This window comes from Streptomyces tagetis (assembly GCF_018069565.1).
GTDB classification, from domain to species: domain Bacteria; phylum Actinomycetota; class Actinomycetes; order Streptomycetales; family Streptomycetaceae; genus Streptomyces; species Streptomyces tagetis.
In genome coordinates this window covers 209383-234162 of record NZ_JAGPNL010000001.1, presented here as the reverse complement: position 1 = coordinate 234162, position 24780 = coordinate 209383, and the positions used below count along the sequence as shown (strand labels likewise).

Here is a 24780-nt window from a genome sequence, read left to right as displayed (position 1 = left end):
CGGCCCGGCCCCGGTGCGGCGTGCCCTCACGGGCCGGCCAGGCCGCCCCGCGGCAAGCCCGCGCGACAACCCGGCCCGAGCCCTGCCTCGCTCTGCCTCGCGTTCTGCCCCGAGCCCACGCATTGCACCCCCGCATTCTCGTTTTCCGCAACAGGAGTTCCGCATGCCCGCGCCCGTGAAATTCGCCTACTGGGTCCCCAATGTCAGCGGCGGCCTGGTCACCAGCACCATTGAACAGCGCACCGACTGGGGATACGAATACAATCGCGAACTCGCCGTTCTCGCCGAGAACAACGGCTTCGAGTACGCCCTCAGCCAGGTCCGGTACATGGCCAGTTACGGAGCCGAGTACCAGCACGAGTCGACCAGCTTCAGCCTGGCCCTGCTGCTCGCCACCGAGCGGCTGAAGGTCATCGCCGCCGTGCACCCCGGTCTGTGGCACCCCGGCGTCCTCGCCAAGCTCGGCGCCACCGCCGACCACCTCTCCCGGGGCCGCTTCGCCGTCAACGTCGTCAGCGGCTGGTTCAAGGGGGAGTTCACGGCGCTCGGTGAACCCTGGCTGGAGCACGACGAACGCTACCGGCGTGCCGAGGAGTTCATCCGGGCCCTGCGCCAGATCTGGACGGAGGACCACACCGAACTGGCCGGCGACTTCTACCGGCTGCGCGACTTCTCCCTCAAGCCCAAGCCGCTCAACACCCCCGAGCGTCCCCACCCCGAGATCTTCCAGGGCGGCAACTCCACCGCGGCTCGGGCCATGGCCGGGCGGGTCTCCGACTGGTACTTCTCCAACGGCAGGGACTTCGACGGCGTCGTCGAGCAGCTCACCGATGTCCGCGCCGCCGCCCGCCAGGCCGGGCGCACCACACCGAAGTTCGGCCTCAACGGCTTCCTCATCGCCCGGGACACCGAGGCCGAGGCCCGCGAGACGCTGCGCGAGATCGTCGCCAAGGCGGACCGGGAGGCCGTGGACGGCTTCGGTGCCGCGGTCAGGCAGGCCGGGCGGTCCACGGCCGACGGCAAGGGCATGTGGGAGAACTCCACCTTCGAGGACCTCGTCCAGTACAACGACGGTTTCCGCACCGGTCTGATCGGCACCCCCGAGCAGGTCGCCGAGCGGATCGTCGCCTACCGCCGGCTCGGCGTCGACCTGCTGCTGCTCGGCTTCCTCCACTACCACGAGGAGGTCGCCTACTTCGGCAAGCGGGTGCTGCCGCTCGTGCGCGAGCTGGAGGCACAGCTCGGCGACGACGAGCCGGAGCCCGAGCCGGAGCCCGCGAGCGTACCCGCCTGACCGCCCCGTACCCGGGCCACGTCCGTCGACCACCCGCACCGGCCACCGCCGCCGGCCACCTCCACCGGCCGCCCGCCACCTCCACCGGCTCGCAGCCACCCGCTGCCTCCACCCACCCCCTCCACCCACCCCATCCACCCGCACCACGAAAGAGGTCACCCTCATGAGCACCACCGCCCTCCCCGACTGGCAGACCCGCCCGCAGCCGCGGACCGCCGAGGAGTGGACCCTCCGCGCCGCAGAGGTCGCCTCGGTCCTCGCCACCGACGCCGCCGCCCGCGACCGGGCCGGTGCCACGCCCTACGCCGAGGTCCGGTTGTTGAAGGACTCCGGTCTGGTGACCCTGCTGGGCCCGGTCGAGCACGGAGGCGCGGGTGAGAACTGGGTCACCGCCTACCGGGTGGTCCGCGAGGTCTCCAAGGCCGACGGCTCCATCGGTCAGCTCCTCGGCTACCACTACCTGTGGAACTGGGCGGCCCGGTTGGTCGGCACACGTGAGCAGTGGGAGCACGTCGAGGCCGAGGCCGCCCGCAACCGCTGGTTCTTCGGCGGGGCCGTCAACCCGCGGGACACGGACGTCGTCGTCACCGAGGACGGCGACGAGCTGGTCTTCACCGGCCGCAAGACGTTCTCCACGGGCGGCAAGGTCTCCGACGTCACCGTCCTGGAAGGCGTCTTCGAGGGCACCGACCGGCACGTCTTCACGATCGTGCCCTCCGACACTCCGGGCCTGACCTTCCACGACGACTGGGACAACATCGGCCAGCGGCTCACCGAGAGCGGCGGGGTCACCCTCGACGGGGTCCGTACCCCCTGGTCGTCGGCGGCCGGCTACGTCGACGGCGAGTTCACACCCCGCGTCTACAACACCCTCAACGTCCCCACCATCCAGCTCGTCTTCGTCAGCTTCTACCTCGGCATCGCGGGCGGCGCCCTGGAGACCGCGGCCACCTACACCCGGGAGAAGTCCCGGTCCTGGCTGCACGGCGGCTACGACCGCGCCGTCGACGAGCCGTACGTCATCGACACCTACGGCGACCTCACCTCGAAACTGTGGGCCGTGGAAGCCCTCGCCGACGCCGTCGCCGCCGAGGGCCGGCGTCTGCACGACGACCCCGACGCGGTCACCGAGCAGGCGCGCGGCGAGTTCGAGGTCCGGGTGGCCGCGGTCAAGGCCCGCGCCACCGATGTCGCCCTGGAGATCTCCAGCCGGATCTTCGAGGTCACCGGTGCCCGCGCCACGACCACCGCCGAGGGCCTGGACCGGTTCTGGCGCAACGTCCGCACCCACACCCTGCACGACCCCGTCGCCTACAAGCGGCGCGAGGTCGGCCGTTGGGTCCTCGAAGGCACGCTGCCCGAACCCACCTGGTACTCCTGACCGCCGCGGGGCGCCGCACCCAAGTGCGGCGCCCCCCTCCCGAATCGAGAAACCCATGGCCACCGTCGTGTCCGTCTCCGGCAGCCCCTCCGCCTCCTCCCGCACCAACCGCCTGCTGCGCCACCTCGATGAGCGGCTGACCGCCCAGGGCCACGAGGTGATCCCGCTCGACGTCCGTACGATCCCCGGCGAGGCCCTGCTCGGCGCGGACTTCCGGCATCCCGCGATCGTCGAGGCCACCGAGCTGTTCGCCGCGGCGGACGGGGTGGTCGTCGCCACCCCCGTCTACAAAGCCTCCTACTCCGGGGTGCTCAAGGCGCTCCTGGACCTGCTCCCGCAGTACGCGCTGACCGGCAAGACCGTGCTGCCGCTGGCCACCGGCGGTTCCACCGCGCACGTCCTCGCCGTCGACTACGCGCTGCGGCCGGTGCTCAGTTCGATGGGCGCCGCGCACGTCGTGCAGGGCTGGTTCACCCTCGACACGGACATCACCGTGGACGAGGACGGCTCCGTGACCGTGGCCCCGGCCGGCGCGGCGGCGCTGACCCGCGTCGTCGACCAGTTCTCCGCGGCCCTGCGCCGCACACCCCTGCTCGCCCCGGCGGGCTGAGCAGTGACCGCACACGTCATCGCCGACGACGCCGAGGCCCTCGAAACCGCCGCCGCACTGGCCGAGGAGTTCCGGTCGGGCGCCGCCGAGCGCGACGCCGAGCGCCGGCTGCCGCACGCCGAACTCGACAGGCTGTCCCGCTCGGGTCTGCTCGCCGTCACCGTCCCCGCCGAGCACGGCGGCGCCGACGTCTCCGCCGCCACCTGCGCCGAGATCTTCCGGCTGCTGGCCACCGCCGACGCCAGCATCGCGCAGATACCGCAGAGCCACTTCGCCTACGTCAACGTCATCCGCCGCCAAGGCACCCCGGAACAGCGGGCGTTCTTCTTCGCCGAACTCCTCGCCGGGCGGCGGCTGGGCAACGCCCAGTCGGAGGCGGGCACCCGGCACGTCCAGGACTTCCGTACCCGCCTGACCCCCCGGCCGGACGGCTCCTTCCTCCTGAACGGGGTCAAGAACTACTGCACCGGCGCCCTGTTCGCCCACTGGATTCCCGTCCTGGCCCTCGCCGAGGACGACCGGCTGCACGTGGCCTACGTGCCGAGCGACGCGCCGGGTGTCACGGTGGTGGACGACTGGGACGGCCTCGGCCAGCGGACGACCGCCGGCGGCACCGTACGGCTGGATGACGTCATCGTGCCGGCCGACCGGGTCCTGCCCCACCATCTCACCTTCACCGGACCACAACTGCACGGCGCTGTCGCCCAGTTGCTGCACGCGGCGATCGACACCGGCATCGCCCGGGGAGCGCTCGCCGAGGCGGTGGGCTTCGTCCGTACGAAGAGCCGCCCCTGGTTCGAGAGCGGTCTGGAGACGGCCGCCGAGGACCCCCTGCTGATCCAGCGCTTCGGTGAACTCGCCATCCGGGTACGGGCGTCCGAGGCGCTGCTGCGGGAGGCAGCGCGCACCGTGGACACCGCCCGCGCCGACCTGACCGACGACACGGCGGCGGACGCGTCGATCGCCGTGGCCGCCGCCAAGGTACAGGCCGCGCAGAGCGCGGTGGAGGTCGCGAACGCCCTCTTCGAGGTCTCGGGCACCCGCTCGGCGCTCGCCTCCCTCAACCTGCACCGCCACTGGCGCGACGCCCGCACCCACACCCTGCACGACCCCGTGCGCTGGAAGATCCAGCACATCGGACGCCACGTCCTCACCGGCACCCGGCCGCCCCGCCACGGCCTGCTGTGACCCCCTCGCCCGACGCGTGCCCGGACGGCACGCCCCACCGCTCCCCCATACGGAGACCGACGTGTCCCTCACCTTCCACTGGTTCCTGCCGACCAACGGCGACAGCCGCGATGTCGTCGGCGGCGGCCACGGCACACCGGCCAGGTCCCTGGGCCGGAGCCGGCCGCCGACAGTCGCCTATCTGAGCCAGATCGCCCGCGCCGCCGAGGAGTTGGGCTTCGCTGGGGCGCTCACGCCGACCGGCGCCTGGTGCGAGGACGCCTGGCTGACCACCGCGATGGTCGCCCAGCACAGCGAACGGCTGAAGTTCCTGGTCGCCTTCCGCCCCGGTCTCACCTCTCCCACGCTCGCCGCGCAGATGGCCGCCACCTTCCAGCGGCTGACGGGCGGCCGGCTCCTGCTCAACGTCGTCACCGGCGGCGAGAGCCACGAACAGCGCGCCTACGGCGACTTCCTCGGCAAGGACGACCGCTACCGCCGTACCGGGGAGTTCCTGGAGCTCGTCCGGGCGCTGTGGGAGGGCAAGACCGTCGACGCGCACGGCGAGCATCTGCGGGTCCAGGAAGCGAGGCTGGCCAGGCTGCCCGACCCGGTGCCCGAGGTGTACTTCGGGGGTTCCTCGCCGATCGCGGGCGACATCGCGGCCCGGCACAGCGACGTGTACCTCACCTGGGGCGAGCCGCCGGCCCAGGTCGCCGAGAAGATCGCCTGGATACGCGGCCTCGCGGCGGCCCGGCAGCGCACCGTGCGCTTCGGCATCCGGCTGCACGTCATCACCCGCGACACCTCCGCACAGGCATGGGCGGAGGCCCGCCGCCTGCTGGCCGGATTCGACGAGGCCACCGTACGGTCCGTGCAGACGGGGCTGGCCCGCAGCGAGTCCGAGGGCCAGAGGCGCATGCTGGCCCTGCACGGCGGCAGCCCCGACCGACTGGAGATCCACCCCAACCTGTGGGCCGGCATCGGCCTGGTCCGGGGAGGCGCGGGCACCTCCCTGGTCGGCAGCCACGAGGAGGTCACCGAACGGATCAAGGAGTACGCCGCCCTGGGCATCGAGGAGTTCGTGCTCTCCGGCTACCCACACCTGGAGGAGGCGTACTGGTTCGGCGAGAACGTCCTGCCCCGGCTCTCGATGGCAGCCCTGTGGACACCCCCACCCGGCACCCCGCCCCCGGACGCCACCCAGGTACCGTTCACGGGCTGACCACCCCTGAAACCACGGGCCTTGAGCAAAACACGGAAAGCCCAGGCCGGGTCGGGGCGAGCCACCACGACTCCGGCGTCACGGGTGGGTCTCCCGGACCCGTGCCAGGGCGTCCGGCTCGCGGTCCTGCACCTCTTCGAGCAGCGGATTCGCTGATCAGGTCCAGGCAGGCACCGAGCAACCGACGGGTGGCGCACGGCGGGCGCGGACTCGTAGGCCAACTGGGACTCGGCGCTGACCAGTTCGCGGCTCACCGGGTCGAACCCGAGCGTGTCCGGGGTGTCCCACAGCCACTCCTGGCTGCCGAAGGCGTCCGCCAGGAACGGCATCCGTTCCTTCACGTTCGCGTAAGGCGCGACGACCAAAAAGGTCCCCGCGAAGCGAGGGTTGAAGATCAGGGGCTCGTCTGTCACCGTCGCGCGCCACTCGTCGTCGAACGACGGTTCTCTGGCCACTGATGCCTCGTATCCTCCTCACTCTGCCGGAAGAGGAACCGCGCTCAGAATTCGTGCACCACCACCCAGTAGTCGTCATCTTCGACCGAGGCGGCACACAGGTGGCGACCATCCGGCGAAACGGCTACGAACTCGGGTGAACCCGCCGCTCCGGCGATACGGGACGGAAGGTTCCTCCCGACCGGATCCTTTACGCGTACCCAGCCGACCTCGCTCCCGCCCGATACCGGCGGCAGGATAAGGAACTCCCCGTTCTCCCCGTACAGGGGAGCCTGTGAGGCACGATGGTGCCACGCCTCGTCCAGTTCGTCGGCGGCGTGGGGGCTGGAGGCGGGAATCGCCACGGCCGGCTCGACCTCGAATCCGTTGACCGCGTAGATGGCGGAGTCCACAGGGGGGCCATCCTGTTCCGCCTTTCCTGCGACTTCCAGGCCGCAGCGCTCAAGAACCTCCAGCCAATCCGGCACCTGCCGTTCCTTCATGGTTCCTGACCTTTCATCGGTTTCCCTTTAGTTTGTTCAGTGACCTTCGAAGAAGAGGTGGTGATCGCCACCCTGTTTATTTATCTTGGCATACCTCTCCATGGATTCCGGATAGCCGACGCTGCCATCGGGCCGCTGCGTCCTGGCGTTGTCCCAACCGAAGTTGACGAAGTTCCGGGCGTCATCGATCTTCGGCTTCCCGGCATGGAAGTGCGGGCCTGCCGGATCGTGAGTGTGCTCGACGACCACACGTGATCCGCTGTCTGTCTCGAACTGCCGGAAATTACCCCAGTGCGCCTCGTCCTTCGAATAGATGTAACCCGGCGCGTGCTTCAAGCTCTTGTCCCCCGTGACGACCCACTCGGCAATTGGCTCTTCGCCGTAACGAACGCCGGCGAGCTCGAATGCGGCCCTTTCCGCGTCCGCGCGGTTCTTGAACGGGTTGCCTTTCTCTCCACGCGGATAGGGGCTGAGTCCGAGGGGGTCCGACGAGGAGTGAGGGTTGTGGACGTAGGCGACGGGGTTGGGCGCGGGGGTGAGCCCGAGGGGATCGGGGGTGAGGTAGCGGGCGGTCTCGGGGTCATAGTGGCGGAACAGGTTGTAGTGGAGGCCGGTTTCCGGGTCGTAGTACTGACCGGGGAAGCGGAGTGGAGTGTAGGCCGTGCTGGAGTTGGTCCAGGCGGTGGTGCCCCAGAGCGTGGCGCGGGTGCGCCACGCGATGTCACCGTCCTGGCCGATCAACTCGGTAGGAGCTCCGACGAGATCCGTCGCGATGGCGAAGAAACGCCGGTCCATCTCGTCCTGGCGAGCGTCCGCCGTAAGGATGCGCTCGGTCTGTGAGAGGGGGATGCCGGACCGGTGGTCCCAGGTAAGGGCGACCGAGGTGGCGAAGTCCGTCTGGACGGTGATCTGTTCGCAGAGGCTCATTCCGTCCCAGGTGAACCGGGTCTCCTCCGCCACGCTTTCGCCGTCGTCAGTCAGGCGCTGCTTGGCGATACGGCGGCCAAGGGGGTCGTAGCGGTAGCGCCAGCGGCTTCCATCCGGAGTGATGACCGACGTGAGGCGGTTCTCGACATCCCATTCGTAGCGCCAAGTGTCAGGCTTGCGGGACAGGCGGATCCTCTGCTTCAGCGTGATGCGGCCGAGGGCGTCGTGCTCGAAACGGACGGCGCCCGCACGGGTGATCGCCGTACCGGCGTAGGACCGCGGCCCGGTGGCTTCGTGGCCGGGGTGGGAATCGGGCCAGAACGCCTCGGTCTGGTTGCCGGTCGCGTCGTAGGCGTAGCGCTCGGTCCAGCCCTGCGCGTGGACGGCGGTGACTCTGCCGACTGCGTCCAAGTCAAAGGTGCGGGTGCCTGACAAAAGGTCGCTGACAGAGCTGAGGTAGCCGTCCGCGCGGTAAGAGTAGGTGCGGCTGTTCAGAGCACGGCCACCGACGGCCAGGTGTTCGGCGGCCAGCCGCCCGGCCTCGTCCCAGGCAGCCGTGATGGTGAGGGTATCGGCGAAGTCCCCGAATGCGCGGGCCGTTTCACGGCCCGCGACATCGTGAGTGAAGACGACCGGGCATCCCCCGGTGGTCAGACGCTCGGGACGGCCCCCGGCGTCGTACGCATAATCGGTCACATGGTTGGTGGGCGTGATGCGGCGGGTACGACGGCCCACGGCGTTGTACGCGTAACTCATGGCCCGGCCATCAGCAAGCTCGGACTTGACCAGCCCCCGGCGGTCGTACACATAGAGGAGTTCACTGTCCGGGCCCGATGCCTGCAGGAGACGCCCGGCCTGGTCATAGCCGTAGGTGGTCACCTGCCCGTCGGCATCCTTCCGGATCACCTGGCCCAGTTGGTCTCGCTCGAGGGAGATGGTCTTGCCGAGCGAGTCGGTTCGGGAAATGAGTTGTCCGGCGGAGTCGAGGCGGCAGGTGAGCGTCCGGCCGTCGAAGTCGGTCTCCGACACCATGTGACCGGCTGCGTCGTACTGGTAGGTCCAGTGAGCGCCCTGCGGGTTGGTGACCCGGGTGAGCCGCAGGTCGGCGTCGTACTCGAACTCGTATCGGGCTCCGTCCGGATGGGTACGAGCCGCGAGGAGGTCGAAGTGGGTGTACTCGAAGCGGGAAACCCCGCTGATCTGATCGGTGTGGGTGAGCCGGTTGCCCTCGCCGTCGTAGGTCCACGACTCGGTGGCGCCGTTCGGGGTCACCCGGCTGACTGGATTGCCGTCCCTGTCCCACTCGATACAAGTGACTCCGCCCGTGGGGTCGGTGACGCGTAGCAGGTTGCCGAGGGCGTCGCGTTGGAACATCGTGGTCCCGCCGACCGGGTCGATGACCTGCAGGGGCAGCCCAACCGCGTCGCAGTGGACCCTGGTAACCGCCCCGAGCGCGTCGGTGATCGACGTCAGGCGTCCCCGAGCGTCGTAGGCATACCGGGTGGTGTGGCCTGCCGGATCGGATACCGCGACTCGATTGCCGCGCTCGTCGAAGCCGTGGAGCCAGCGGGCGCCGTCCGGGCCGCGGAGTTCGGTGTACCTCCCGAACGGACCAGGCTTCATCTCAAGTCTGCTGCCGTCCGGGCGGACCGCGGAAACGAGCCGGTCGTTCTCGTCGTAGGCGAAGGCGGTGGTGCGGCCGAGGGGGTCGGTGCGGGTGAGCAGGTTGCCGTGGGTGTCGTAGGTGGAGCGGGTGGTGTGGCCGAGGGGGTCGGTGGTGGCGATCACCCGGCAGCGGTGGTCGATGCGGTGGCGGGTGGTGCGGCCGTCGGCGGTGGTGAGGGTGGTGGTGCGGTGGCCGGTGGCGGGGTCGGGCTCGGTGTAGGTGAGGGTGATCTGGACGTGGCCGGCCTCGCCGCCTTCCGCGATGACCCTGTCGCGGTCGTCGTAGGCGTAGTCGTAGCGGCTGTTGTTGGAGTCGATCCAGGCGGTGACGCGGCGGCGGTCGTCGTAGGCGAAGGTGGTGGTCGCGCCGGAGGGTTTGGTGACGGTGGTGAGGTCGCCGTCCTGGTAGCCGTAGGCCATCAGCGGCAGGTCGGCGCCGTTCTCGCCCGCGCCGGCCAGCGCGAGGGCGGTGACCCGGCCGTCGGCGGTGGTCAGCTTCACCTGGTGGCCGGCCGAGTGGGCCAGGGCCGTCGGCAGGCCGTCGTCGGCGCGGTCGACGGTGATCGTGTGGCCGTTGCGTTCGGTGACCGACTCCAGCCAGGCGGTGCCGTCGGCGCCGGGTTCGCTGCCGGGCGGAGCCGTGAAGCGGCGGACCAGGCCGGTTTCGGGGTCGGTGAGCGTGTAGTCGCCGTCCACGTCGCGGGCGAGCGGGGCGCGGGAGGTGCCGGAGTCGGGGCGGGTGGGGGCGCCGGGGGCGGGGTGCGGGTAGGTGAGCAGCAGGCCGTCGGCGGTGACGTGGACGACGCCGACCGGGTCGATCTCCAGGCGTTCGTCGACGGTGGAGGTCCAGGACGGGCCGAGGAAGCGCCCGGCCGCGCAGCCCGACTCGGTGCGGCGGGTGAAGACCAGCGGCAGGATGCCGGGGATCTCGACGTCGGTCTGGGGCAGGAACATCCGGCCGGAGGCCAGGTCGACGGGGTCGGTGCCCTTGGTGGTGCGGGTGCCGTCGGGGCGGTTGTGGGTGCCGTCGGGGGCGTGGTCGACCAGGCGGCGGATGCGTGCCGCGTCGGCCGCGTCCGCGGCGATGCGTACGCCCTTGACCGCGGCGCCGCCGCCACCCGTCGCCGCGGTCAGCGCGAGGTCGGGCAGGAGCCGGCCGAAGCCCTCGGCCGGGTCCTTCATGAAGTCGCTGACCATCTGCTTGCCGGTGCCGACCGGGTCGTTGGCGGCGAGCACCAGTCCGGCGGCCAGGCTGTTGAGGCTGGTGGCGTACTCGGCCGGGTGGGTGAGGTTGTACGGGTCCAGCGGGTTGATGCCCCGCACGAAGTTGAGCAGTCCCGCCGTGCCTTTGATGATCCCGCCGCCGACGTGGTCGCCCATGATCTGCAACTCCTGGAGACCGTCACCGAGTTGCTCGGTGTACGAGGGCTTCTCCGGGGCCTTGTCCCGGGCGGCGCGGACCGCGCCGCGGGCGGTCTCCGCGGCGGTGTTCCGCTGCTTGCGGGCCTCGGCGAGGATGTCCTGCGCGTCCTGCATCAGCTTCTTGCCCGGGTCCTGGAACGTCGGCGCCGGACACGGCGGAAGCGTCGACGGGTCCCGCTTGTCCGGGGACTGGGCGTTGTAGCGGTCGACGGCCTTGTTGTAGTCGTCGACCTTCTCGCGGTGGGCGTCGGCGGCGTCCTCGGACGCCTTGACCCCTTCCTTCCACTTGTCGATCGCCGTCTGGGCCTGCCCCTGGGCCCAGCTCACGGTGTCGGCGAACGCCTCCAGCGCGCCGGCCGCCTCCTCACAGGCGTCCGCGCCGGTGAACCACTTCGGCGGCTGCGTGCTCACCGCCTTGCGCAGCGCCTCGGCGGACTCGCCCTTGAGCTGTGAGGAGTCCAGGCCCTTCAGGCCCCCGCCGGCATCGTCGAACGCCTCCTGGAACGCGCGGAGTCTCGTCGCCGTGGACCGGATCTTCGAGGGGCTGCCGTAGACCAGTTTGGTCTTGTCCTCGGTCTCGCCGAGGTCCATCTCGTCGACCTCGGCGCCCATCCGGTTGGCGACCGAACGGGACTGCTCTCGGACCCAGTCCGCGCCGGACTCCCAGCCGACGTCGTCCAGCCGGTCCGCCGTCCAGTTCCCCGCGTCCTCGACGCGGTTGCCGAGCCACTCGACGCCGTCCTCGACCGCGTCCTCGACGACGTCCGGGGTGATGTCCTTGATGAAGTCGCCGATGCCCATGTTCAGTTGCCCCCGTCGCCGCCCTGGCCCTCCGGCTGTTGTTCCTGCCGTGCGCGTTCCTCGGGCGACGGGCCGAACGTCTCGTCCAGCGCCCGGTCCCAGACGTCGTCGCCGATACCCAGGTGCTCTTTGATCCGCTCCGACCGCCGGCCGCCCTCTCCCTCCGTGAGCACCGTCCGGCCGGTGTCCTTCCAGGTCTGCTCGATGTCCTGGCCCGCGCGCTCGAAGGACTCCCGGCTCCAGTCCGGGTCGAGATAGTCCGGCGTGAACACCTCACCCCACCCCTGCTGGGCGATCTCCTCCTCGGAGGCGTGCGGGTTGCCGCCCATCAGGGCGTTGACGCCGACCTTGAGCGATCCCGCGACGTACTGGTCGTGCTCCCACAACGTGCCCGCCGCCAGACCGAGGCGGTTCGCGATCTGACTCGCGTCGTTCACCAGCGCGCGCACGCCCCACTCCCAGCGTTCGCAGAAGTCCTCGAAGTCCACGGACAGCCCGTGGTGACCGGTCTCCATCCCCGTCATCGACAGTTGAGCGAACCCCTTGCCCATCACCGAACCGGTGGCGCCACCGAGGTCGCCCAGTTCGTCGATGGTGGCGCCCACCCCCTTGGTGAACCGCGCGACCGACGCCTCGTCGAGGTTCAGGTCCGTCCCGTCACCGCCCATGGCTACGCCCCTCCTCCCCTGCCATCCCGGTGTCGACGGCGACGCCATCGGGAACGATCCCGGTGACCGGCGGGAAGAACATCGACCCGTCCTCACTGGCGATGTCCACCGCCAGACCGGCAGGCTCGCCCAGACCCGGCACGATCTCATCGACGATGCGGGCACCCAGCAACGCGGCGTACTCCAACGGCCGCTCCCCCGGCGCATGATGAAGGGCGAAACGAGCAAGCTCCCTCTCGTCGGTGAAGGCACACACCCACCGCACCCCACCCGAACGCGCGCTCCACAGACCGCCATCGACAGACGGGACCAGAAGCACCGCCCGCCGCATCTCCCCCACCAGCGCCCGCGGATCACCAACTCCCGCGCGCTGTGCGGCAATCCGCTCGGCCAGCGCCGTCCTGGACTGCTGCTCCACGAACCCTCCCTCGTCATGGCGTCATGGATGATTGATGGCACCGTAGATCACGACGCGCGCGAAGGGAGCGGTGGTTCTCACGAATCCCAACCGGATCCGCACAAGGCTCCGACAAGCTGGATCTCAAGGTTCCACGGGATCTGATCTGCACCGACATCGACGCGCCACCGTGAACGGAGGCGGGTGCACCGGACGCGGGGGCTCACTCCGGTGTGTCCCACAACACGGCATGCTGGACGAACAGCGAGGACCGCGCCGCCACGTGGGTCGAACGCGGGCCTCGCGCCGGTTCCCGCTCCTGGAGCCGCATGAAGAGCGGCGTCATTCGAGCGTCAGGGTCCGACCCATACGGAACCGCAGGTCCTCGGCGCCTTCGGAAAAACCGCGGGCGCTTCCGGGTCCTGCGTAGTGGTGATCCGCGAACACGTCGAAGAGGATCGCCACACGACGTAAAAGCGCAGGTCAGGAGACTCTTCGCGGCCGTCTCCAGGTTCGCCACTCACTCCAAACGGTGCGTCATCGAAACGGGTCACGAAACGAGAGACGTGACATACCTGCAGGTCAGGTGCCTTTTCACTCCTTCCGGCCTCGGCGACCACCGCACCGCCCGTGAGCGCAGCCGAACAGGCAGACATCACCCTCAACCACGCCGTTCCGGTCTGTGGGCGGCTCCATCCCCTAAAGTGCGGTTCAAGCTCGCCCGACGTTGGTTTACTTGTGCGGGGCATACGCTGTTCATCCTGCCGGTGCCGAGTGTCCTCGGCAGCTCGCGCCTCGATCTCCTCAAGGATCACGCCCAGGGCTTCCTCAAGTGTCCGGCTCCTCCGATCCCATCAGCGACCGGGCCTGTCGGTCAGACCGTGCGCAAGCTCCACGACGAGACGAGCGGAGCGCTCCGGATTCGTCGACGACGGGAACTCCTGCCTGACGGAGACGGTGCACGCGAAGCCATCGACCGCGACGTCGACACCACCCTCGCGGGGGTAGAAAGAAGAGCCCGCCTTCCGCACTTCATGCCCCCGCCTGACTGCCTCAACCGTCAGGTCCTGGAGCGGCAGAAGCGACCTGCGGCGCAGTGCAGACGGCATCACCAAGCGCCTCTCGTCATCCTTGAGCGCAGCCACCACCGGATGCAGATGGCCCAGCCGGGCGAGAACCGGAGTCAGCTCTTCAGCCGCCTTCGGCCGTTGGTTCCGCGCGTTGGGATGAGAGCCTTCCGCAAGGAAAAGCCCCAGCCCCGGCCCGCCGTAGGGAACCCTTTCGATGCGTTTGCCTGCCGGCTTCAGACCGTGGCACTTCGCGTAATTGACGACGCGCCGCCACTCGGCAACCTCGTCGTCCGGATCAGCGATCCGGACGCGCCCCTCGGCGACGAGCCGCTCGACCAGTTCCTGTGCTCTCGCTCGCCGGTCAGGCACAACTGGCCGCTCACTATAGGGCGACCGATGCCTGGCAGTCCCCGTCGGCTCACTCCCGTCGCCGGCCACTCGCCACCGAAGCTGGAGCTACTCCACTCCATCACAACCGTTCGACCCGACAGCCGCTGGGGGGCTTCCTCAGTACCAGCCGACCGACCGGAACCCCCGATCCGGACCGTCTCCGCACCCCGAGTCGGGCACATGGCTCGCCCGCTGAGAGGGGGCACCTTCTGGATCGGTGGACTGGGGGCCTCTCGCGAGGCCGGACGGCGTCCAGCCGCACCACTTCCCGAGCAGACGTCACGAGCCCCCTGGCTACCGCAGTTGGGGCAGGTACGTGCCGGGGGTCTGGCCGGTGACCCGGCGGAACGCGGCGATGAACGCGCTGGGTTTGCGGTAGCCGACCGCTCGGGCGGTGGCGTTGACCGAGGTGCCGTCGGCCAGCATCGGGATGGCGGCGCGGATGCGGACCTGGGTGCGCCAGGCGGCGAAGTTGAGGCCGGTCTCGGCGCGGAACAGGCGGGACAGGGTGCGGGTGCCGGCATGGACGTGATCGGCCCAGGCGGTGAGTTCGCGCTGGTCGTCCGGGTGGGCGATGAGTTGTTCGGCGATCGTGCGGGCCCTCGGGTCGACGGGCAGCGTGACGTGGATGTGGTGCGCGGGCAGCGGGGTGAGCAGCTCGAACATGAGCGCCTCGGCGGCCGGACGGCTGTGGTCGTCGGGAGCGATGCGGTGCAGGTGGGTGATGATTTCGCGCAGCAGCGGCCCGACGGTGAAGCAGGTGGGCTCGGTCCAGGTGAGGGGACAGCCGTCGGCGGCGAAGGTGATGGTCACCATGTGGCCCGGGTGCAGTACGGCGCCGGAGTGCTCGATGCCGCCGGGCACCCAGAACCCGTAGCCGGGCGGGATCAGCCAGTCGCGGCGGGCGACGGTACCCATCAGCGTCGCGGTCGAGCTCCACGTGAGCATCGGTTCGGGGTGCGCGTGCAGGTGCAGCAGTTCGTGGTCCCGGGCGGTGTCGCGGTCGATGCAGAGGATGGGCGAGGCGGCCGGCCCCGCCGTCGTCGAAGTCGCTCCCGCGCGTGCCGAGTCCGTGGTGCCGGTCGGCCGGGGCGTGTCCGGCGAACCGCTCGCGGTCCGCCCCTCCAGGTTGGCCGGTCCGGGGTATCGGTTGGCCTCTGTGCGCACAGCAGCCAGCCTAGCTTGGGCATCACCGACCTGAGGAGTGCGGCTGATGAACGACGTGGTGATCGAGGCCGAGGGCCCGGTGAAGCGCTACGGACCGACCGAAGCGGTGGCTCGGCGCGATGTGGTGCGCGAGGCGAGGACGGTTCGGGCATGACCGTCTCCGCCGAGCCGTTCTCGCCTGTTCTGCGCCGGTCGGTGGGGGTGGTGATGATCGGTGCGTCGCTGTCGTTCTTGGACGCGACGGTCGTCAACGTCGCCGTGCACACCCTCTCGGTCGACCTGCGCGCCGGACTGGGGACGGTGCAGTGGGTGGTGACCGCGTACCTGCTCGCGCTCGCGGCGGTCATCCCCGTGACCGGCTGGGCGGCCCGCCGGTTCGGCGCCGCCCGGCTGTACGTCGCCGCGCTGGCGGTCTTCACCGTCGGGTCCGTGCTGTGCGCGTGCTCCCAGAGCGTGGGGATGCTGATCGCCTCCCGGGCGGTGCAGGGTGTCGGCGGCGGGGCGATCATGCCGGTCGGCACGATGATCTGGACCGCGCACTCCTCCAAGGCGCAGATGGGGCGGGTGATGGGCCTGATCGCGGTACCGATCATCCTCGCCCCGACGCTCGGGCCGGCCCTCGGCGGTCTGCTCGTCCAAGGCATCGACTGGCGGGCGATCTTCTGGCTCAACGTCCCCTTCGGCATCGTGGGTATCGTGCTCGCCCTGCGGCTCCTGCCCCGGGAAGGGGGAGGCGACGCGGGACGGCTGGATGTGACCGGCCTGCTCCTGGCCTCCGCCGGGATCGTGGGCGTCACCTACGGCCTGGCAGAGCTGGGCACCACGGCCGGGCTCGACACGGCCGCCGTCCTGGCGCTGCTGGTGGGACCGGCCGCCCTGGCCGGCTTCGTCGTGCACGCCCTCCGGACGGAGCAGCCGCTGCTCGACCTCAGGCTGTACTCCGGCCGGACGTTCACCGCCGCGTCGGTCGCCACGTTCGCGCTCGGCGCCGCGAATTACGGCGGGATGATCCTCATGCCTCTGTACTTCCAGACCGTCCGGGGCGAGGGCGTGATCGTCGCCGGGCTCCTGCTCGCACCCACCGGGCTCGGAGCCCTGCTCGCCGCGCCGCTCACCGACCGCCACGGCTCCGGGGTCACCGCCTTCACGGGCGCCGCCGTCCTGGCGGCCTCGACCATCCCGTTCGTGTTCCTGACGGCCGCCACCCCCTACACCCTGCTGTGCCTCGTCATGGTCGTCCGGGGCGTCGGGTTCGGCCTGTCGATCATCCCGGCGATGACGGCCGCGTACCGTGCCCTGCCGCCGGACAAGATCCCCGACGCCACCCCGCAACTCAACGTCCTCCAACGCGTCGGCGGCGCGATCGGCACCGCCGTGCTCACCGTCATCCTCAGCGACCAACTCCGCCACCACCCCACGCCCGCCGGACAGGCCGGCGGATTCGGGACCACGTTCCTCTGGGTGCTCGCGATCACGATCGCCGCCGCCGTCCCGACCCTCGTACTCGCCCACACCGAACGCCAGGCCCGCCGCCGCGCCGACGCGTCCGAGCCCGGGGAGGCCGCCGACGCAGGCCACTGACACCCGCCGACGCCCGGCCACTGGCAGCCGGCCCACCGGCACTCGCCCCGGCCGCCTCGCCGCTCAAAAGGCCGACGTGCGCGTCTTCAGGCGCCAGGGTTCTCGGTGTACAGGGGGAGCACGATGCGGAAGGTGGCGCCCTGCCCGGGTGCGGTATCCACTTCCACCCGGCCGCCATGGATGGTGACGAGGGAGTGGCTGATGGACAGGCCCAAGCCGGCGCCACCGCTTCGCGTCCGGCGGCGGCCGGTGTCGGCGCGGTAGAAGCGGTCGAACGCGCGGGCGGCTTGCTCGGCCGTCATCCCGGGCCCCTGGTCGCTCAGTTCGAGGATCGCCTGTCCCCGGCTGGTGCCGACGCCGATGCGTACCGCGGTGCCGACCGGGGTGTGGGCTATGACGTTGCCGACCAGGTTGGACATGACCTGCCGAAGCCTCGCCTCGTCCCCCACGACGGGGGCGCCGCCCGGAGGGCCGCCGCCGGGGCCGGTCAGGGTGACATGCCGGGCGGGGTCGAGGGCCGTCAGGTCACGCAGCGCGTCGGCGGCCAGGGTACGCAGGTCCATGGGGGTGCGTTGGAGTGTTTGTGCCGCCGAGGCGCCGCGCTCGTCGAGGCGGGCGAGGAGCAACAGCTCTTCCACCAGGTCGACGAGTCTCGCGGACTCGCGTTCGATGCGGCTCATCGCGGCGTCCACATCGGATGTCCCAGGCATGCCGCCCATCCGGTAGAGCTCGGTGAAGCCCTTGATGCCGGCCAGGGGGGTACGCAGTTCGTGGCTGACGTCGGCGATGAAGCGGCGCATGCTCTGTTCGACCTCGGCACGTGCGTTGTCCCCGGCCTCGATGCGATCGAGCATGGTGTTGAGCGAGGCGGACAGGCTCCCCAGTTCGGTGCGGGGTGCTGCCAGGGCCGGCACGCGGCTGGACAGATCCCCCGCGACGATCGCGGCCGCGGTCGTCTCGACGCGGCGCAGCGGTCTGAGGCCGGCGCGCACGGCGAACCAGCCGGCGACGCCCACCAGTCCCAGTACGGCCCCGTCGATCAGGAGCACCCGGCCGGTGAGCCGGCGCATGGCACCATCGACCTCGCCGAGCGAACCGGCCGTGACCACACTGCCCGCCCCGCTCGGCAGGGCGACGACCCGCCACTGCTCGCTGCCGTGGAGGGAGTCGACGGTGAAGGGTTCGCCGCCGCGGTGGCCGACCGCCGCGCTGTCGAGGCGGGGCAGTGCGGGAGGCGCCCCGGCGGCAGGCCGGATGAGACTCTCGACCTGGCCGTCGGCGCCGAGCCGGGCCGCGTAGAGGTCTCGCAGTCCCTCCTGCTCCACGGTGTCACGTGCCGGGAAACGGCCCTCGCCGATCAGCTCCTCGAGACCGAGCAGGCGTTGCGCCACGACGGCGGCGCTGTGGACCCGCTCGTCCAACTGCTGGACGAGCGTGCGCCTCAACTGGTCGACGACCAGGCCCGTGCTGCCCAGCAGCGCGGCGACCACCAGCACCAGGGTGAGCGCCAGCACGCGAGCACGCAGGGAGAGCGCTCTGCCGCGCGGTGTGCCCCTACTCACGGTGCGGCCTGCGCAGCATGTAGCCGGTGCCCCGCACGGTGTGGATCAGCTTGGGCTCCCTGGTGTCCATCTTGCGGCGCAGGTAGCTGACGTACGAGGCGACGATGCTGTCGTCCCCACCGAAGTCGTACTGCCATACGAGATCCAGGAGTTGTCCCTTCGACAGCACCTGGCCCGCGTGTTCCATCAGCACCCGTAGCAGGCTGAATTCGGTGGGGGACAACTGGACGGTGTGGCCTGCGCGGGTCACCTGGCGGCTGACCGGGTCCAGTGAGAGGTCGCCGACCACCAGGCGGCCGTCCGGCTGTTGGCCGCTGACGCGGCGCAGGATGGCGTGGATGCGGAGAATCAGTTCTTCCAGGTTGAACGGCTTGGTCACGTAGTCGTCACCGCCGACGGTCAGGCCGCTGATCCGGTCCTCGGCCGCATCACGTGCCGTGAGGAAGAGGACGGGCGGCGGGCCGGCCGGTGATGCCGGCAGGTCCCGCCGCAGCCGCCGTGCGACCTCGAAACCGTCGAAGTCCGGCAGCATGACGTCGAGCACGATCAGACCGGGTCGCACCTGCTGGACGGCGGCCAGCGCCTCGGCTCCGGTGGTGACCGGTGTGACGGCGAAGCCGGCCAGACGCAGGCTCGCGGAGAGAAGCTCGCGCAGCGTGGCGTCGTCCTCCACCACCAGCAGGTGTTCTGTCATGGCCGTCCCCTCCCGATCCTTGGTGTCATCCTGCTACGCGTCCCGTTTGCGGAAGGTGAGGAACGCGGCCGTCAGCACGAGCGCGACGCATCCCGTCATCACGGCGAGGCCGGGCCAGGGGTGCAGCAGCGCCGGGTCCTGGTAGCCGGTCATGATCTGGCCGCCGGCGGAGGACGGCCAGTACCTGCTGGTCCAGTCCGACAGTGCTCCGGGAAAAGCGGGGCCGAACGCCGGAACGATCAGGAACGCGGCGAACAGGGTGGTCACCGTGGCCGTCGTGGAACGAATGAGTGTGCCCGTGGCGAGGCCCAGCAGTCCGGCCAGGGTGAGGAAGAGGGCGCCGCCGACGATGGCACGCCACGCCGAGGGGTCCGACAGCGTCAGGGAGGGGGTGCCCCCGCTCTTGAGCGCCGCCTGCCCGGCAAGGAAACTGGCGAAGGTGAACAGCAGCCCCGTCAGGAAGGCGACCGCGGCGAGAACCACTGCTTTGGCGGCGAGGACCCGGCTCCGGTGCGGGACCGCGGTCAGGGTGCTGACGACCGTCCGGCTGCCGTACTCGGCCGTGATGCTCATGCCGCCCAGGAGGGCGATGGTGACCTGGGCCAACATGTAGCCCCTCAGGCTCAGGGCCAGCGGGTCGAAAGTGGCCTTCTCCGCCGTGGTCATGGTGGCGAATCCGTCTCCGGCCGAGGAGCCCACCAGGGTGGCGATCGCGGCCCCGACGGCGATGGTGCCGAGGACGACGTACAGGGTCGAGCGCATGGTACGGATCTTGATGTACTCGGCGTGCAGGGAATCGGGGAACGTCGCCCGGCCCTCGCGCTGCCCGGCGACCGCCTCCTTGTGAGCGATGTGCGGCGTACGGGAGCGCGTGCGGGTTTCGGTGGTGGTCATCAGGCGGCTTCCTTGTCTGCGGAGTACTCGACGCTGTCCTGAGTCAGAGCCATGAAGGCGTCCTCGAGGGAGGTCTGCCGCAGAGCCAGCTCGTGCAGCTCCACACCGTTGAGCGCCGCGAGGGCACCGATCTCGGGCGCCCCGAGCCCGGCCACGGTCAGACGGTTCGCACCGTCGGCTCGCACCGCGGCGCCGGCATCGGCCAGCCGTCGGCCGAACGACTCGGAGTGCGGGCTGCGTACGACGACCTCGCGTGCGGAATGCTCGGCGATGAAGTCGGCCATGCTGGTGTCGGCGATCAGCCTCCCCCGCCCGATGACGACGAGGTGGTCGACGGTGAGTTCGATCTCGCTCATCAGGTGGCTGGACATCAGCACGGCCCTGCCCTCGCCGGCCATGCGCCGCATGAGCCCTCGCATCCAGACGATGCCTTCCGGGTCGAGCCCGTTGAGCGGCTCGTCCAGCACCAGCACGGGTGGGTCCCCCAGCAGGGCAGCGGCGATGCCGAGCCGCTGCTTCATCCCCAGCGAGTACGAACCGGCCGCCCTGCGGGCCACCGCCGCCAGCCCCACCTCTTCCAGCACCGCGTCGACGCGGCCACGCGGAAGCCCATTGCTCGCTGCCAGCGCCAGCAAGTGGTGATAGGCGCTGCGGCTGGGCAGCACCGCCCCGGCGTCGAGGAGCGCGCCCAGGGCCCTCAGCGGCGCGGGATGCGCCCTCATCGGCCGGCCGTTGACGGTGGCGGTGCCCGAGGTGGGCGCGTCCAGGCCGAGGATCATGCGCATGGTGCTCGACTTCCCCGCCCCGTTCGGCCCCAGGAAGCCGGTGATCTCCCCGGCACGGACGGTGAACGTCAAGTCGTCGACGGCCGGCACCTCGCCGTAGCGCTTGGTCAGCCCCTGAACTTCGATCATCAGTCAGTCCCTCTTGCTTCACTCTTCCGCGCCCCGACCGGCGCATCTGGGGCAAGCCTTGAGGGGCGGTGTGGAGCCAGTCGCGGGAGTCTGTACGCCGCATGGGAGACGGCATCGCAGAGGCGCCGCAGAGTCCCAGGTCAGAGCCCTCCGCCGGGTTCTGAGGGGCGGAGACCCACACCGGAACTCGCACGAAGCTCACAGAAACGGTGCGGAGGAGCTGACGGCCTGGTTGACCAGACACGGCGGGGCCGCGCGGTGGCTGCCCTCCGCGACCGACGTCCTCCCGAGCCGACCGCCGAAGCGGATGGTCTGCCCAACGAGCTGGTGCATGGTAGGCGATGAGGCGTCGAGCCACTGATGGCCGATCACGGTCGTGTGGTGGGGAATGCGTCTCGTGTAGCGATCACCAGCGACCGGAGGATCACGGGCCCGTGACGGATGTGGTCGCTGAACTCGTCGCAGAGCCGGGCCCGTTGTGGCAGAACGGCACCCGCGCTTTCACAGGAAGCACCAACATCGCCGCCGGTCTGCGACAAACGCCCGCGACGCACGACGATCCCAAACCCCTCCTGGGACTCACAAACACAAACCCAACCATTTCGACGCTCTGGGGCTTACCTGACCACGGAGCCGCATCCCCCCGAGGCTCTGCCCACGGGCCTACTCACCCGGCGGAACGCGAACGAAGCCCTCGGTCCACTCGTCCTCGTCGAGTTCGTAGGCGTCGAAGCGGAAGCAGTCCGGTTCATCACGGAAGCCTGGTAGCAGTCGAGCCTGACGTACACGCTCTTCAACCCGTTCAGGGGTTGAGTAGACACCGAGCAGCTTGACGTCGTCGCCGTCCAACTCGTCGCAGAACACACCACTCTCATCGACGTGCACTGTCGAGCCATCCTCGCCGGCTTCGTTCTGGTGGCCGACATGCCACAGCGGATACACGATCACGGGCGCGAAGCTATCAGCACTCGAATTCGCGGGTCCTGCGAAATCCGGCGCCCCCACCTCCTGGAGCCCGATCACAAACCGGGCATCACGCGACTTCGCCGAGGCCCTGGCCACCGACCCTGAATCGGCGCACCTCATCATGTTCGCCGGCTTCTATTCTGGGCTATGGACTGCCTGCTTGATGATGGCAGCAGCGTGAGAGCGGCGGATGTGTGGGGTGAGTGGGTGGTCTCCGCCTAGCCCTTGGAGAGCTGTCGCATGACGGCGATGCCGGACGGGTCGACGGGGATGCCATCGAAGACGGCGCGGGCGTTGGCGTGGCCGGTCTGGCGCAGGGCGAAGGCGGTGTGCAGGGCGTTGAGCTGGCCCTGGGCCTCCAGTCCCTGGTTGACGGACATCTTCGCGAGCTTGAGTCCGAACGCAGGGCGTTGGGCGATCTCGGAGGCCATCTCGAGCGTGAACTCCTCAAGGTCGTCGGGCGCGACGACGTGGTTGATCATGCCGAGTCGCTCGCACTCACGAGCGGTGAGTGCGTGGCCGCGGAAGAGCATCTCCTTGGCCTTGCGTGCGCCGAGCTCCCACAGATGGGTGTGGTACTCGTGTCCGTTGACCGCGAGGGCGACCGTGGGGTCGGCGAAGGTGGCGTCCTCACTGGCGATGATGAGGTCGCACGGCCACACCAGCATCAGACCGCCGGCGATCACCTTGCCCTGGACCTGGGCGATGGTCGGCTTCGGCACATTGCGCCAGCGCCAGCACATCCCGAGGTAGGACTCCTCCTCGTTGGCCATGGGGCCGGCCTGGCCGGGCTGGAGGTAGCCGCCGGTCATGCAGTGCGGCTCGAAGTCCGCACCGGTGGCGTTGCCGAGAAGGTCATGGCCGGACGAGAAGTGGGGCCCGTCGGCCGCCAGGACGATCACCCGGACGTCGTCGTTGAGTGTGGCCTGTTGGAACGCGCGGTCGAGCTCGTGGAGCATCTGGTAGTCCTGCGCGTTGCGCGTCTCCGGGCGTGCCAGCGTGATGCGCGCGACCCCATGAACGGGAACGTCGTAGCGGATCCGCTCGAAGGTGGTTTCAGGCACGGCTCTTCATCCTCTCGATTGCGTCGTTGCGCACGCGGCTGCGGCGTACCTTGCCGGAGTCGTCGCGCAGCGGTTCCTCGCTGAACTCGATCGACCGCGGGATCTTGTAGCGGACCAGCCGGTCGGCGAGGAAGTCGAGGATTTCCTGTGCCGTCGTGCCGGGTGCGGCCTGGACGACGGCGTGGACCCGCTGGCCGAGGTCGTCGTCGGGAAGGCCGACCACGACCGTGGAAAGCACCTTCGGGTGCTGGTCGATCGCGTTCTCGACCTCGGCGGGGTAGATGTTCGCACCGCCGCTAACGATCATGTCGACTCGTCGGTCACTGATGTAGAGGTAACCGTCCTCGTCCATCCAGCCCAGGTCACCGAGGGTCTCCCAGCCGTTCATCGACCGCGACTCGGCGCCGACGTACTCATAGTTGGGCCCAAGGCCGTCCGCGCCCTTCATGTAGATCTCGCCGATCTCGCCGCGAGGCAGTTCGTCGCCCTCGGCGTTGAGGACCTTCATGTCGCCGAGCCAGGGCCTGCCCGCCGATCCACGGCGCTCGAGCCATTCCTCGCCGGTGATGACCGTGATGGCGATGGACTCGGTCCCGCCGTAGAGCCTTCCCCGCCGGCCGAAAGTTGGCCGTGGGCGCAGGTCAGCAGGTGGACCAGGACGGCGAACAGCACGAAGACGACCGCCGCTCCCCCATGCGTCGAGGCGGTCGACAGGGCGCCCGTGCCTCGCCCTTCCAGGTACGTGTGCCCAGCCCGGATCCGGTCGTGGGTCACCACCAGGTCCTTGGTCGCGAGCACCGGTGGTGCAAGACACGTCCCTGGCCGTTTCCCGGATCGGGTCAATCGGATCGCCGTACCCTGACCTCCGACTACACCCTCAGAAGAGGTCGCCGCCTCCGTCGCCGCCTCCGTCGGTGATGGTGACGTGCTTGCTGGAGCCGATGAACTCCCACGCGGCATCCTCGCCGGTGCCGTACTGCCTCGCGCACAGCAGGCAGGCGAGATCCTGGGCTCCTGCGTCGAGTACGACGGTGAACTGACCGCAGGAGCGGCACGAGGCCGTCGAGCTCCCATAGCCGTCCAACCGACTACTCAGGGTCTCCATGCGCAGGGCGAGGAGGTCCGTGAGGTGCTTGAAACCGTCGCGTACCTGCTCCATGTGCCGCTCAACCGACCATGCCTCATCGGTCTCGTGGACCTGGGGCAGGATGTCGGTGTTGATGAAGCCGACCAGCAAATCGAGTACGGGAACGGTGCGCGCCTGTACCGCGAGGACCGTGTCCTTCAACCCGAAGTGCATGATCCGGTTGCGGAGGCTGCCCAGGGCCCTGAGGCCAGCGCCCTCCGGATCGATCGTGCTCTCGATCCGCACAGTGTCACGCAGACGTTCGATCGCTGTTTTGACTCCGCAGCTTTGCCGCCCAGCGACGTGGTCAACGCCACCGTCTTCGTCCTCGCTCCAGGCCACCCACCCTAGCGGCGGGCCCGGAGCGAAGCGTGCTGGGCGGCCGAAGTACCGACGAAGTGACCTGCTCGCCACAGCCCTTTGCTGAACCGGCAGTTCGCCACCCACAGCCCCGGCTGAAGCTGCCAAGCGCCTGGCTTGATGTCCCGCCGACTCGCAGAGCCTAACCTGCCCGGCAAGCGGCCTGACGCGGCCGTCAGAACGAGCGTCACGAGCGTCATCTCAGCGTCAAGACATCGCCCGTAACGCCCACACGGCACATACCGCGCACCCATGAAACCCCAGGTCAGAGCCCTTACTTAACCGGCTCAAGGATCGCCACGCACTCCACGTGGTGCGTCATCGGAAGCATGTCACCCGGGTGAACTTAGAGAAAACAGGTCAGGTCCGTCCCTCGTCTCCGTCTTGGGGCCACCAGGTGCGAAGGCGTCAAACGAGCGTCACGGCGGACGCCCAGTGATCCCAGCAAGGAGTGCACCAGACGGCGTCCTCGTGGTCAGGTTCAGGCTTCGGCGCTCA

20 protein-coding genes are annotated in these 24780 nt (G+C 69.7%); 6 read left to right on the top strand and 14 right to left on the bottom strand.

Going from position 1 to position 24780, the window contains the following annotated elements; genetic code table 11:
* The first annotated feature begins 163 nt into the window (after nt 1-163).
* From sfnG to J5Y05_RS00970, 5 genes are all read left to right on the top strand, one after another.
* Nucleotides 164-1294, top strand: coding sequence for a dimethylsulfone monooxygenase SfnG (sfnG, locus tag J5Y05_RS00990; RefSeq protein ID WP_210867800.1), 1131 nt, complete (start codon nt 164-166; stop codon nt 1292-1294).
* Nucleotides 1295-1457: 163 nt separating this feature from the next.
* The gene (locus J5Y05_RS00985) at nt 1458-2675 is read left to right on the top strand and encodes an acyl-CoA dehydrogenase family protein (protein WP_210867799.1); all 1218 of its coding nucleotides are present in this window, start codon (nt 1458-1460) and stop codon (nt 2673-2675) included.
* A gap of 55 nt (nt 2676-2730) precedes the next feature.
* Nucleotides 2731-3285, top strand: coding sequence for an NADPH-dependent FMN reductase (ssuE, locus tag J5Y05_RS00980; RefSeq protein ID WP_210867798.1), 555 nt, complete (start codon nt 2731-2733; stop codon nt 3283-3285).
* A 3-nt stretch (nt 3286-3288) separates the two neighbouring features.
* A complete protein-coding gene (locus J5Y05_RS00975) occupies nt 3289-4473 on the top strand; it encodes an SfnB family sulfur acquisition oxidoreductase (protein WP_210867797.1) in 1185 nt (394 codons plus the stop codon).
* A gap of 61 nt (nt 4474-4534) precedes the next feature.
* Complete coding sequence (locus tag J5Y05_RS00970; protein WP_210867796.1) at nt 4535-5677, top strand: LLM class flavin-dependent oxidoreductase; 1143 nt, start codon at nt 4535-4537, stop codon at nt 5675-5677.
* 499 nt (nt 5678-6176) lie between these two features.
* Here J5Y05_RS00970 and J5Y05_RS00965 read toward each other — a convergent pair whose 3' ends face one another.
* The 6 genes from J5Y05_RS00965 to J5Y05_RS00940 all read right to left on the bottom strand — a co-directional run bounded on the left by J5Y05_RS00965 (nt 6177) and on the right by J5Y05_RS00940 (nt 15121).
* Complete coding sequence (locus J5Y05_RS00965) at nt 6177-6614, bottom strand: PH domain-containing protein (protein WP_210867795.1); 438 nt, start codon at nt 6612-6614, stop codon at nt 6177-6179.
* 36 nt (nt 6615-6650) lie between these two features.
* On the bottom strand, nt 6651-11429 hold the full coding sequence (locus J5Y05_RS00960; protein WP_210867794.1) for a putative T7SS-secreted protein: 4779 nt from the start codon (nt 11427-11429) through the stop codon (nt 6651-6653).
* 2 nt (nt 11430-11431) lie between these two features.
* On the bottom strand, nt 11432-12097 hold the full coding sequence (locus J5Y05_RS00955; RefSeq protein ID WP_210867793.1) for a hypothetical protein: 666 nt from the start codon (nt 12095-12097) through the stop codon (nt 11432-11434).
* Nucleotides 12087-12515 (bottom strand): hypothetical protein, encoded by a 429-nt coding sequence (locus tag J5Y05_RS00950; RefSeq protein ID WP_210867792.1) that lies wholly within the window; start codon nt 12513-12515, stop codon nt 12087-12089. The genes J5Y05_RS00955 and J5Y05_RS00950 overlap by 11 nt, the downstream gene beginning before the upstream one ends.
* Nucleotides 12516-13348: 833 nt before the next feature.
* Entirely contained in the window at nt 13349-13933 is a 585-nt protein-coding gene (locus J5Y05_RS00945; protein WP_210867791.1) for a hypothetical protein, read from the bottom strand.
* A 315-nt stretch (nt 13934-14248) separates the two neighbouring features.
* Nucleotides 14249-15121, bottom strand: a complete 873-nt coding sequence (locus tag J5Y05_RS00940; protein WP_307853627.1) for a helix-turn-helix domain-containing protein — start codon at nt 15119-15121, stop codon at nt 14249-14251.
* Between the two features lie 150 nt (nt 15122-15271).
* On the opposite strand from J5Y05_RS00940, the gene J5Y05_RS00935 reads away from it, so the two are divergent.
* A complete protein-coding gene (locus J5Y05_RS00935) occupies nt 15272-16702 on the top strand; it encodes a DHA2 family efflux MFS transporter permease subunit (RefSeq protein WP_210867790.1) in 1431 nt (476 codons plus the stop codon).
* A gap of 86 nt (nt 16703-16788) precedes the next feature.
* On the opposite strand, the gene J5Y05_RS00930 is transcribed toward J5Y05_RS00935, so the two are convergent.
* From J5Y05_RS00930 to J5Y05_RS00895, 8 genes are all read right to left on the bottom strand, one after another.
* Nucleotides 16789-18216, bottom strand: a complete 1428-nt coding sequence (locus tag J5Y05_RS00930; RefSeq protein WP_307853626.1) for a sensor histidine kinase — start codon at nt 18214-18216, stop codon at nt 16789-16791.
* Nucleotides 18217-18256: 40 nt separating this feature from the next.
* Nucleotides 18257-18958 (bottom strand): response regulator transcription factor, encoded by a 702-nt coding sequence (locus J5Y05_RS00925; RefSeq protein WP_210867788.1) that lies wholly within the window; start codon nt 18956-18958, stop codon nt 18257-18259.
* A gap of 33 nt (nt 18959-18991) precedes the next feature.
* Nucleotides 18992-19852 carry an ABC transporter permease gene (locus J5Y05_RS00920; protein WP_210867787.1) on the bottom strand — a complete coding sequence of 287 codons (861 nt, stop codon included), beginning with the start codon at nt 19850-19852 and terminating at the stop codon, nt 18992-18994.
* Entirely contained in the window at nt 19852-20766 is a 915-nt protein-coding gene (locus tag J5Y05_RS00915) for an ABC transporter ATP-binding protein (protein WP_210867786.1), read from the bottom strand. The genes J5Y05_RS00920 and J5Y05_RS00915 overlap by 1 nt, the downstream gene beginning before the upstream one ends.
* A 663-nt stretch (nt 20767-21429) precedes the next feature.
* Complete coding sequence (locus J5Y05_RS00910) at nt 21430-21714, bottom strand: DUF7336 domain-containing protein (RefSeq protein WP_210867785.1); 285 nt, start codon at nt 21712-21714, stop codon at nt 21430-21432.
* A gap of 236 nt (nt 21715-21950) precedes the next feature.
* Nucleotides 21951-22796: an enoyl-CoA hydratase gene (locus tag J5Y05_RS00905; protein ID WP_210867784.1), complete on the bottom strand. Its 846-nt coding sequence runs from the start codon at nt 22794-22796 to the stop codon at nt 21951-21953.
* Nucleotides 22789-23610, bottom strand: coding sequence for an AMP-binding enzyme (locus tag J5Y05_RS00900; protein ID WP_210867783.1), 822 nt, complete (start codon nt 23608-23610; stop codon nt 22789-22791). The genes J5Y05_RS00905 and J5Y05_RS00900 overlap by 8 nt, the downstream gene beginning before the upstream one ends.
* A gap of 63 nt (nt 23611-23673) precedes the next feature.
* Nucleotides 23674-24264, bottom strand: coding sequence for a hypothetical protein (locus J5Y05_RS00895; RefSeq protein WP_210867782.1), 591 nt, complete (start codon nt 24262-24264; stop codon nt 23674-23676).
* Between the last annotated feature and the right edge of the window lie 516 nt (nt 24265-24780).

Coding starts and splice junctions, on each gene's coding strand:
- sfnG (WP_210867800.1), top strand. CDS start 164: ATGCCCGCGCCCGTGAAATTCGCCTACTGGGTCCCCAATGTCAGCGGC.
- J5Y05_RS00985 (WP_210867799.1), top strand. CDS start 1,458: ATGAGCACCACCGCCCTCCCCGACTGGCAGACCCGCCCGCAGCCGCGG.
- ssuE (WP_210867798.1), top strand. CDS start 2,731: ATGGCCACCGTCGTGTCCGTCTCCGGCAGCCCCTCCGCCTCCTCCCGC.
- J5Y05_RS00965 (WP_210867795.1), bottom strand. CDS start 6,614: ATGAAGGAACGGCAGGTGCCGGATTGGCTGGAGGTTCTTGAGCGCTGC.
- J5Y05_RS00960 (WP_210867794.1), bottom strand. CDS start 11,429: ATGGGCATCGGCGACTTCATCAAGGACATCACCCCGGACGTCGTCGAG.
- J5Y05_RS00955 (WP_210867793.1), bottom strand. CDS start 12,097: ATGGGCGGTGACGGGACGGACCTGAACCTCGACGAGGCGTCGGTCGCG.
- J5Y05_RS00935 (WP_210867790.1), top strand. CDS start 15,272: ATGACCGTCTCCGCCGAGCCGTTCTCGCCTGTTCTGCGCCGGTCGGTG.
- J5Y05_RS00925 (WP_210867788.1), bottom strand. CDS start 18,958: ATGACAGAACACCTGCTGGTGGTGGAGGACGACGCCACGCTGCGCGAG.
- J5Y05_RS00920 (WP_210867787.1), bottom strand. CDS start 19,852: ATGACCACCACCGAAACCCGCACGCGCTCCCGTACGCCGCACATCGCT.
- J5Y05_RS00915 (WP_210867786.1), bottom strand. CDS start 20,766: ATGATCGAAGTTCAGGGGCTGACCAAGCGCTACGGCGAGGTGCCGGCC.